This is a genomic window from Brevibacterium pityocampae, assembly GCF_039541555.1.
Taxonomy (GTDB): domain Bacteria; phylum Actinomycetota; class Actinomycetes; order Actinomycetales; family Brevibacteriaceae; genus Brevibacterium; species Brevibacterium pityocampae.
The window spans coordinates 1-9,359 of the sequence record NZ_BAABGL010000013.1; the positions used below are offsets into that span (position 1 = coordinate 1).

8 protein-coding genes are annotated in these 9,359 nt (G+C 68.8%); 6 read left to right on the forward strand and 2 right to left on the reverse strand.

Annotation, left to right across the window (positions count from 1 at the left end; all coding sequences use genetic code 11):
• Positions 1-627 precede the first annotated feature (627 nt).
• Complete coding sequence (locus tag ABD883_RS09610; RefSeq protein WP_295690779.1) at positions 628-1,392, reverse strand: SOS response-associated peptidase; 765 nt, start codon at positions 1,390-1,392, stop codon at positions 628-630.
• 288 nt (positions 1,393-1,680) lie between these two features.
• Here ABD883_RS09610 and ABD883_RS09615 point away from each other — a divergent pair, with 288 nt between their 5' ends.
• The 6 genes from ABD883_RS09615 (at position 1,681) to ABD883_RS09640 (ending at position 7,733) form a co-directional block, all read left to right on the forward strand.
• Complete coding sequence (locus tag ABD883_RS09615) at positions 1,681-2,178, forward strand: MarR family winged helix-turn-helix transcriptional regulator (RefSeq protein ID WP_137319119.1); 498 nt, start codon at positions 1,681-1,683, stop codon at positions 2,176-2,178.
• Positions 2,179-2,359: 181 nt separating this feature from the next.
• A complete protein-coding gene (locus tag ABD883_RS09620; protein WP_265809457.1) occupies positions 2,360-3,526 on the forward strand; it encodes an acyl-CoA dehydrogenase family protein in 1,167 nt (388 codons plus the stop codon).
• Positions 3,527-4,582, forward strand: a complete 1,056-nt coding sequence (locus ABD883_RS09625) for an enoyl-CoA hydratase/isomerase family protein (RefSeq protein ID WP_295690784.1) — start codon at positions 3,527-3,529, stop codon at positions 4,580-4,582.
• On the forward strand, positions 4,579-5,355 hold the full coding sequence (locus ABD883_RS09630) for an enoyl-CoA hydratase (protein WP_295690787.1): 777 nt from the start codon (positions 4,579-4,581) through the stop codon (positions 5,353-5,355). The genes ABD883_RS09625 and ABD883_RS09630 overlap by 4 nt, the downstream gene beginning before the upstream one ends.
• A gap of 307 nt (positions 5,356-5,662) precedes the next feature.
• A complete protein-coding gene (locus tag ABD883_RS09635; protein WP_295690790.1) occupies positions 5,663-6,637 on the forward strand; it encodes an NAD(P)H-dependent flavin oxidoreductase in 975 nt (324 codons plus the stop codon).
• Positions 6,638-6,806: 169 nt separating this feature from the next.
• Positions 6,807-7,733: a DMT family transporter gene (locus tag ABD883_RS09640; protein WP_295691201.1), complete on the forward strand. Its 927-nt coding sequence runs from the start codon at positions 6,807-6,809 to the stop codon at positions 7,731-7,733.
• A 54-nt stretch (positions 7,734-7,787) separates the two neighbouring features.
• Here the strand turns inward: ABD883_RS09640 and ABD883_RS09645 are convergent, their stop codons facing one another.
• Positions 7,788-9,146 (reverse strand): TRAP transporter large permease subunit, encoded by a 1,359-nt coding sequence (locus tag ABD883_RS09645; protein WP_265809453.1) that lies wholly within the window; start codon positions 9,144-9,146, stop codon positions 7,788-7,790.
• Between the last annotated feature and the right edge of the window lie 213 nt (positions 9,147-9,359).

The window sequence follows — 9,359 nt, forward strand, 5'->3', positions numbered from 1 at the left end:
GTCCTGAGCCAGGATCAAACTCTCCATAAGAAAAATACAATCCCAGCCAAAAGAAAAAGACAGAGAAAATGATTTCTCCACCAAATTTTCAATCAACCAGTTACAACAAAAAAACTGGCATCACAAAAACAAACAAACACGCTATTGAGTTCTCAAAGAACAGACGCACTTCGATCCGCCCGGCTGCGCCGGCCTCGTCGAGGCAACTTGTCCATCTTACCATCCGACTTCAGTCTGTCAATCCGGCGTGCTGCCGGCGATCAGATTCTTCTGTTGGATTCGTCCGCTCCGGTCCTGCCGCGAGGCGGTCTCCGTGAGGCGAACGATTAACTACTCTAGATCGTTTCGATCGTGCTTTGCAAATCGTGTTTCCGTGATCTGCGCCACTCGGTCCGCGTTCCGGGTGATCCCGTGCTGCATTCCTTCGAGCAGTGTGCTCTTCTACCGTTCCAGTGGAAGCGGGGCGCTGTGATCGGTTCGTATCCGACCGATCCGGCCCGCTCGCTTCGGTGTTTCCGTCGAGCAACAGAGATGACTCTAGACGAGCTCCGCCCGGCGATGCAAATCGGCCGGCGGTGCGTGTCCCGCGGCCCCGGATCCGCGCCTCGAGCGGGGGCTCGCACCCGTTCAGGGGACCCGCATCTCGTCGACGGGCGCCATGAGGTCGGCGGACTGGTTCCGGACGTTCCCCACGGCCCGATCCACCCGGTAGCGCTCGACCCGGTTCGGATCGAAGCCGTCGACGAGCGTGCGGAGGAGTTCCTGCGCCTCGTCCTTGCCCGCTGTCGGATCAGCCCACGCGTTGATGTCTGCGGCGGTGATCATCACCGGCATCCGGTCGTGGACCTCGGCGAGGTGGCCGGCGGCCGGCGCGGTGATGATCGTCGTCGACACCAGCCAGCCGTCCTGCACTGCCGGGTCCGAGGATCCCGGGCCGGCAGTCGCGTCGGCCTCGGCGCCGGCGGAGACCTGCTTGCGGAACTCGAAGAGGCCGGCCATGAAGAGCGGGCCGTCCGCGGCCTGCATGAGCCAGGGCGTCTTGGCGCCCGATGCGTCCGTCTGCCATTCGTAGTAGCCCCCGACGGGAACTGCGCAGCGCTGGCGGGCGAACGCGGAGCGGAACATCGGCTTCGACCCCACCGTCTCCGACCGCGCGTTGAAGGCCCGGAAGCCGATCTTCTCCTCCTTCGCCCACCCCGGCACGAGCCCCCAGCGCGCGGATTCGAGGCGGCGGACGAGCTCACCGGACTCCGCCGGCCGGTCGATGATGATGGGCAGGACCGCACCGGGCGGCACGTTGTACCGGGGAGCGAATCGATATCCCACGGTGTCGATGTCGAGCTCGTCGACGAGGTCGGTCGGATCGAGGTGCATATTCAGTCGTCCGCACATGGCGCCATCCTCTCACCCCACACGGGTCTGCACCGGCTCCTCACCCCACACCGGGCTGCGCGGGCACTGCTGTGCACCGGCCCCTCACCCTGGACCGGCCCGCGTCGGCGCTGCTGCGCACCGGAGCCGCGCACTGCGATCATCGCCCCCCCCCCGGGTGTTTCACTAGACTGGACGGCGGCGAAGGATCCGGCCGAGCGACGCAGTGGAGAGAGATGCTCGACGGAGACGACCGGAACAGCGAAGACTGCCGGGACGGCGGAGACGACGAAGGTGAGGGGACGGTCGATGCGCGCAGAGTTCGATCCCATCGAGGAGTCGCGCAAGCAGTGGCTCGCGCACGGCTGGTCCGATTCCGCCGACGGCATGACGCTGGTGACCTCCATCATGCGCGCCCACCAGCTCCTCCTCGCCCGCGTCGATCGCACCCTCAAGCCGTTCGCCCTGACCTTCTCCCGGTACGAGGTGCTCGCGCTCCTCTCCTTCACCCGCCGCGGATCGCTGCCGATGAACAAGATCACCAAGCGTCTGCAGGTCCATGCCACGTCGACGACGAACTCCGTCGACCGGCTCGAGGCAGCGGGCCTCGCCGCCCGGCGGCCGCACCCCGCCGACGGGCGGACCACCCTCGTGGAGATCACCGAGGCCGGTCGCACGCTCGTGGCTCGGGCGACCGCCGCGCTCAACGCCGAGGTGTTCGACTCCCCCGGCCTCGAGGCCGCGCCGCTGCAGCGCCTCCTCGGCGACCTCGCCGCCCTGCGCGCCGGGCTCGAACCCGAGGCCTGACCGGGCCCGGCACGCGGCGGCCGCGCCCGGCGCCCTCCGCACTGCCGCTCCCCCGCGCCCCCTCCCCTCGGGCCATCTCGGGTCCATCCAGAATTAGTTGGACGTCCAAGTATTCGCGTCTAGACTGGCCGTGATCGCCGCCACACCGAACAGGCCGCCGCACCGAACAGAAGGAGTCGCCATGGCACGCAGCACCGCAGCTGCCCTGACCTTCGGGCTCACCGAGGACCAGATCGAGCTCGCCGGCATGTGCCGGGAGTTCGCCGACGCCGAGATCGCCCCCCATGCCCTCGACTGGGACGCCGAGCACCACTTCCCCGTCGACGTCATCAAGCGCACCGCAGAGCTCGGGATGGGCGGGATCTACGTGCGCGAGGAGAACGGCGGCTCCGGCCTGGGCCGGATGGACGCCGCACTGATCTTCGAAGCCCTCTCCACCGCCTGCCCCTCCGTGGCGAGCTACATCTCGATCCACAACATGGTCGCCTGGATGCTCGACAAGTACGCGTCCCCCGAGCAGCAGGAGAAGTGGCTCACGCCGCTGACCTCGTTCGAGGCGCTCGGCAGCTACTGCCTGACCGAGCCCAATGCCGGCTCCGATGCCGCCGCCCTGCGCACCACCGCCCGCCGCGACGGCGACCGCTACGTGCTCAACGGCGTCAAGCAGTTCATCTCCGGCGCCGGCGAATCGGAGATCTACCTCGTCATGGCCCGGACCGGGCAGGAGGGCGCGCGCGGGATCTCGACCTTCGTCCTCGAGAAGGGCATGGAGGGCCTGACCTTCGGCGCCAACGAGAAGAAGATGGGGTGGCGCGCCCAGCCCACCCGCCAGGTGTTCATGGAGAACGTCAGCGTGCCGGCAGAGAACCTCATCGGCGAGGAGGGACAGGGATTCAAGATCGCGATGTCCGGCCTCGACGGCGGCCGCCTCAACATCGGCGCCTGCTCGCTCGGCGGCGGCCAGTCCGCGCTCGAGAAGGCGATCACCTACATGGGTGAGCGGCAGGCCTTCGGCACCGAGCTCACCGGGTTCCAGGCGCTGCGCTTCACGCTGGCCGACATGCAGGCCCGCCTCGAGTCCGCCCGCTCCCTGCTGTGGCGCGCCGCCGCGGCCTACGACGCCGGCGATCCGAACACCTCGCTGCTGTCCGCGATGGCGAAGCTCACCGCGACCGACACCGGGTTCGACGTCGCCAACGACGCCCTGCAGCTGTTCGGCGGCTACGGATATCTGACAGAGTATGGAATCGAGAAGCTGGTCCGCGATCTGCGGGTCCACCAGATCCTCGAAGGCACGAACGAGATCATGCGGGTGATCATCTCCCGCAAGAGCACAGGAGTGGGATAAATGACGACCTCCCCCGATGACGAGGCGACAGTCATCATTCGGACAGTCGGTGCGCTCGGTCGCATCGAACTCAACAAGCCCAAGGCGATCAACGCCCTGTCCACCGACATGGTGCAGACGATCGACCGGGCGCTGCGGCAGTGGGCCACGGACACCCAGGTGGCCGCGGTGCTCATCACCGGCCGCGGCGAGCGCGGACTGTGCGCGGGAGGTGACATCAAGGCGATCCATCGCGACCTCACGGAGGGCGCGAACGCCGGCAACATGACCTTCTGGGCCGACGAGTACGCGATGAACCACCTCATCGCCGAGTACCCGAAGCCCTTCGTCGCGATCCTCGACGGGATCACCATGGGCGGCGGCGTGGGCGTCTCCGTCCACGGCTCGCACCGGCTGGTCACCGAGACCACCAAGGTGGGCATGCCGGAGACCGGGATCGGGCTGTTCCCCGACGTCGGCGGCACCTACCTGCTCGCGCAGCTCCCGAGCGAGGTCGGGATGTACATGGGACTGACCGGCCAACCGGTCGGACCCGGAGCAGCGATCGCCTACGGCCTCGCGGACACGTACATCGACCGCGACCGGATCCCCGAGCTCGTCGAGGCCCTCGAGGCCGAGGCCTTCGCCGTCGACACGGTCATCGCCCGCTTCGCCGGCGAGGCCCCGGAGAACGAGCTCTCCGTGGCCGAGGGGTGGATCGCCGCGTGCTTCTCCGCCGACTCCGTCGTCGAGATCATCGACCGGCTGCGGCAGCACCCGAACGAGGACGCGCAGAAGACGGCGGAGCTGCTCGGGACGAAGTCCCCGCGCTCGCTCGCGGTGACCTTCGAGATGATCCGCACCGCGAAGGACATGAAGCTCGAGGAGGTCCTCGAACGGGATCTCCGCGCCGCCTCGGAGATCGGCCGACGGCCCGACCTCACCGAGGGCATCCGCGCCCAGGTCATCGACAAGGACCGCAATCCGCAGTGGGACCCGCCCACGCTGGCCGGGATCACCGAGGACGAGATCCGGGCCATTCTCGACACCGAACAGGAGAGGACGGTCTTCCCATGACCGATTTCGACACCGTGCTCGTGGAGAAGGGTGAGGGCTACGGCATCATCACCCTCAACCGCCCCAAGGCCCTCAACGCGCTGAATCTGCAGGTGCTCACCGACGTCACCGCGGCCGCCGCGCAGCTCGATGCCGATCCCGAGGTGTCGGCGATCATCATCACCGGCGCGGACCGCGCGTTCGCCGCCGGAGCCGACATCAAGGAGATGCAGAGCCTCGACTTCGCGACCGCGTACAAGGCCGATTGGTTCGCCGGGTGGACCCGCCTGTCCGAGGTCCGGGTGCCGATCATCGCCGCGGTCAACGGCTTCGCGCTCGGCGGCGGCTGCGAGCTCGCGATGATGTGCGACATCCTCGTCGCCTCGACCAAGGCGAAGTTCGGCCAGCCCGAGATCAACCTCGGGGTGCTCCCCGGGATGGGCGGCTCCCAACGACTGACCCGTGCGATCGGCAAGGCCAAGGCGATGGACCTGTGCCTCACCGGCCGGATGATCGGGGCCGAGGAGGCCGAGCGCTCCGGGCTCGTCGCCCGCGTCGTCGAGCACGAGCAGCTGCTCGACGAGGCGAAGGAGATCGCCGCGACGATCGCGTCGAAGTCGCAGATCGCCTCGGCGATGGTCAAGGAGGCGATCGACGTCGCCTTCGAGACCACGCTCGAGCAGGGCCTGCGCTACGAGCGGCGGCTGTTCCACGCCTCGCTCGCGACGAACGACCAGAGCGAAGGCATGGCCGCCTTCGTCGAGAAGCGCGAACCGGGCTTCACCCACACCTGAGCCGGCGGCGGGTGCCGGGCGCGGGCACGACTCCGGTCGGCCCCCCCGCGCACCCGCTCCTGCGCACCCGGGCGCGCAGGTGCGGTCGATGGTCGTGTACCGGACGTTCGTTCGCCGGCCCGAAGCGAAGCACGCGACACCCCTCCCCCGTGAGCGCCATGAGTTCCCCCAGGTCAGAGAACCGGGCTGGGGGATCTCCACATTCAGTCAGCCCTGACTCTTTCACTGCGCCTGCAGGTACGTTAAAGTTTCTTGGGAGAGGCGTCCGCGGACGCCCGCGTCATCGTCGACATTCTGAGGAGAACTCATGGCCCTGCCCGAGGTGCTCACCCGCCCGCTGCGACTGCCCGTCATCGCATCCCCGCAGTTCATCGCATCCGGACCGGAGCTCGTCAAGGCCCAGTGCCAGGCCGGCGTGATCGGGGCGTTCCCCACGCTCAACGCCCGCCCGCTGCCGATGCTCGACGAGTGGTTCCAGGACATCCGGGAGTCCAACGAAGCCTACGCCAAGGCCCATCCGGGCGAGCCCGTGGGCACCTTCGCCGCGAACCTCATCGTCCACAAGACGAACAACCGGCTCGAGGAGGACCTCGAGCTCGTGGTCAAGCACGAGGTGCCGCTCGTCATCACCTCGCTCGGCGCCCGCGAGGACGTGTACGAGGCCGTCCACTCCTACGGCGGCGTGGTGCTCCACGACGTCATCAACAACCGGTTCGCGCACAAGGCGATCGAGAAGGGTGCCGACGGCCTCATCCCCGTGGCCGCCGGTGCCGGCGGTCACGCCGGACCGCAGTCGCCCTTCGCCCTCATGCGGGAGATCCGTGCCTGGTTCGACGGCCCGATCGCCCTGTCCGGCGCGATCGCCCACGGCCAGTCGATCCTCGCCGCCCTCGCGACGGGCGCGGACTTCGCCTACATCGGCTCGGCGTTCCTCTCCACCCCGGAGGCGAACATCCAGGACGGCTACCGGAACATGATCGTCGAGTCCGGCGCCGACGACATCGTCTACTCCAACCTCTTCACCGGCGTCCACGGCAACTACCTGCGCGGCTCGATCGAGGCCGCCGGCCTCGACCCGAACGCCCTCCCGGAGTCCGATCCCTCGAAGATGAACTTCGGCTCCGGCGGCAACACCAAGGCCAAGGCGTGGAAGGACATCTGGGGCTCCGGCCAGGGCGTCGGCGCGATCACCGAGTCCCTGCCGACCGCGGACCTCGTCGCGCGTTTCGCCGACGAGTTCGAGCAGGCGAAGAAGGACCTCTACGCGCGGCTCGGCGACTGAGCACGCTTCGGCGAGAGCGCGCGGGTCCACGACTGAGCTTGGTCCCACGATCGAGAACGGTTCCACGATGAGCACGCTCCGGCGCTCGGACGCGACCCCGCGTCCGAGCGCCGTCGCCGTCCCCGCCGTCCCCGCCGTCCCCGCCGTGACGGGATTCTAAGCTGAGGCCATGGGAGTCCTCGTCGCGGCGGCGTTCGCGTTCATCTGGTCGACGGGATTCGTCGTCGGCCGCTTCATCCACGGCGCCGCAGAGCCCAATGTGTTCCTCGCGCTGCGGTTCGGGATCGCCGCCGTGCTCCTGTTCGCCGTCTGCGCGATCCGGCGTCCGGCGATGCCGGATGCCCGCACCGTCGGCGCGCACCTGGGGATCGGCGCGCTCGTCAACGGCGTGTACCTGTGCCTCGTCTACGTCGCGATCGCCGAGGGCCTGCCGGCCGGCATCATGGCCCTGTTCGGCGGTTGGCAGCCGGTGCTCACCGTGCTCGTCGTCGCGCTCCTCACCCGGCGGGCGCCGCGGGTCGCCGTGGTCCTCGGCATCGCGGTGTCGCTCGCCGGGCTCGTGCTCGTGCTCGGGCCCGGGATGCGCAGCGGCGCGATCACCCCGCTCCTCCTCGTCCTCGCCGTGCTCGCGATCACCGGGCTGACGTTCGGCACGATGCTCCAGCCGCGCGTGCGCACTGCGGCGATGCTGCCCTCGCTCGCCTGGCAGATGACCGGCGGCGCGCTCGTCGCAGTGGTGGGGGCGCTACTGCTCGGCGAGCGGCTGCCCGGCCCCAGCCTGCAGCTGTTCGGCGCGCTCGCGTGGTCGGTGCTCGGGATCTCCGTGGTCGGGATGGCGCTCATGCTCCACCTCGTGCGCACGACCTCGCCGACGACCGTGGCGATCGTCGTGCTCGCCGCCCCGCCGCTCGCCGCGGTGCAGACGTACTTGCTGTTCGGCGACACACTCACGCTCCTCCAGATGGCCGGCGTCGTCGTGTCGCTCGTCGGGGTGGGAGTGGCCCGGGTCGCCGAGGCGCGCTCAGCTCTTCCTGGACGCGGCGGCCCCGCGTCGGAGGCCGACGGAGAGGATCCCGCCGGCCGCCGGCTCGGATGAGCGGGCCGCCGGCGCTGATGAGCGCAGCGCCGACTGAGATGGGCGGTCGCCTGCTCAGAGGAGCCAGAACACGAGGCCGACGAGCATGAAGTAGAGCGAGTTCGGCAGCGCGAGGAGCATCGTCTTCACCGGATCGACCTTCGTCTTGAGCGTCGCACCGACGAGCCCGCACACGACGAAGGCGGTGAGCCCCACCGGTGGGAGGTTCTGCGCTCCCGAGGCGATGTGCGAGGCACCGAGGGCCACGTTCACCGGGTCGGCGGCCGAGGCGAGCAGGATGGGGGCGGCGAACGGGATGACGACCGTCTGCGCGGTGGTCTGCGAGCCGGTGAGCATGCCGAGCACCGCGAGACCGATGAACCCGCCGAATGCCACCGCCTGGGAGTCGAGGCCCTCGGCGGCCGCGGAGACCTGATCCACCGCGCCGGAGGCGTAGAACATCCCGACCATGAAGCCGGCGCAGAGCTGGATGAGCAGTGTCTGGCGCACGTTCCCGAGGCCGGTCGCGACGATGCTGCCGGCCTGCCGACGGGCACGGGGGTAGCACAGGGTGACGAGGGTGGAGACGATGATCGCGAGCACGACGACGTGGACGAGACCCTTGACGACCGGCACGGTCCCGAGCGTGGCGACGAGTCCGCCGAGGCCGGGCACCGCGGTGAAGACGTTGAGGCCGAAGCCGCTGTTGAGGATGACGATGGCGATGAGCACGGCGAGCGGCCCGAACACCGGCCAGGTGCGGCCGAGCATCGTGCCCAGCGGTTCGCTGGGACGCAGCTCGGGCGGCAGGGTACGGCCCTTCACGAAGCGGAAGGATTCGAGGACCGCGAGGACGAGGGCGATGGTCACGGTGATGTAGGCGATGAGGACGACGGGACCCGGGTCGGTCCCGACGAGGGAGGCGGAGAGGAAGACCGCCTGCGCGATCGGCGGCATGATCGAACCGATCGAGGCACCGACCATGATCATCATCGCGATCTGCTCGGGCTTGACCTTGAGCTCGGCGAGCGCGGTGATGACGAGGAAGCCGATGACGGTGGCGGCGGCGATCGCGTCGCCGAGCAGGGAGCCGGCGAGGGTCAGAGTGATGAAGATCGCTGCGATGAGGCCTTTGGGCGAGCCCCCGAACAGGCTGCGCAGGGTGTCGAGGACCGCGGTCATCGTGCCGAGCCGCACCTGCGATTCGGCATAGATCGCGCCGAACAGGCTCAGCGTCATGACCCAGGCGAGCTTGTCGACGCCGTCGACCACGCCGAGCGCGAACTCCCCCGGGCCCACCCCTCCGATCAGCGCGGCCGCCACGCCGGCGATGAGGAGTGCCGCTCGGATGTCCCCACCGATGAGGGGGATCCGTCTGACGAGCGCGACGAGGAACAGCAGGGCGATCGGAACGATGACGACGAGCACGGGCACCTCCGGAGCGGACTCGGGCAGGCCTGGGGATCAGGCGGGAACCGATGTGCTGTGCATCATATCCGGGCGCACGGACGCACTGACGCACAGAGGGCAGGGTACCGGAGGCGCCGCGCCAGTTGCGTCTTAGCCTTGATCCACCGATTCGCTTGATGGCAAGGGGCTCACTCGGATTCGAGTGCGAACGCGGTGCGAGGGCAGGAAGTAGTGTCC

Coding starts and splice junctions, on each gene's coding strand:
- ABD883_RS09640 (WP_295691201.1), top strand. CDS start 6,807: ATGGGAGTCCTCGTCGCGGCGGCGTTCGCGTTCATCTGGTCGACGGGA.
- ABD883_RS09615 (WP_137319119.1), top strand. CDS start 1,681: ATGCGCGCAGAGTTCGATCCCATCGAGGAGTCGCGCAAGCAGTGGCTC.
- ABD883_RS09620 (WP_265809457.1), top strand. CDS start 2,360: ATGGCACGCAGCACCGCAGCTGCCCTGACCTTCGGGCTCACCGAGGAC.
- ABD883_RS09610 (WP_295690779.1), bottom strand. CDS start 1,392: ATGTGCGGACGACTGAATATGCACCTCGATCCGACCGACCTCGTCGAC.
- ABD883_RS09625 (WP_295690784.1), top strand. CDS start 3,527: ATGACGACCTCCCCCGATGACGAGGCGACAGTCATCATTCGGACAGTC.
- ABD883_RS09635 (WP_295690790.1), top strand. CDS start 5,663: ATGGCCCTGCCCGAGGTGCTCACCCGCCCGCTGCGACTGCCCGTCATC.
- ABD883_RS09630 (WP_295690787.1), top strand. CDS start 4,579: ATGACCGATTTCGACACCGTGCTCGTGGAGAAGGGTGAGGGCTACGGC.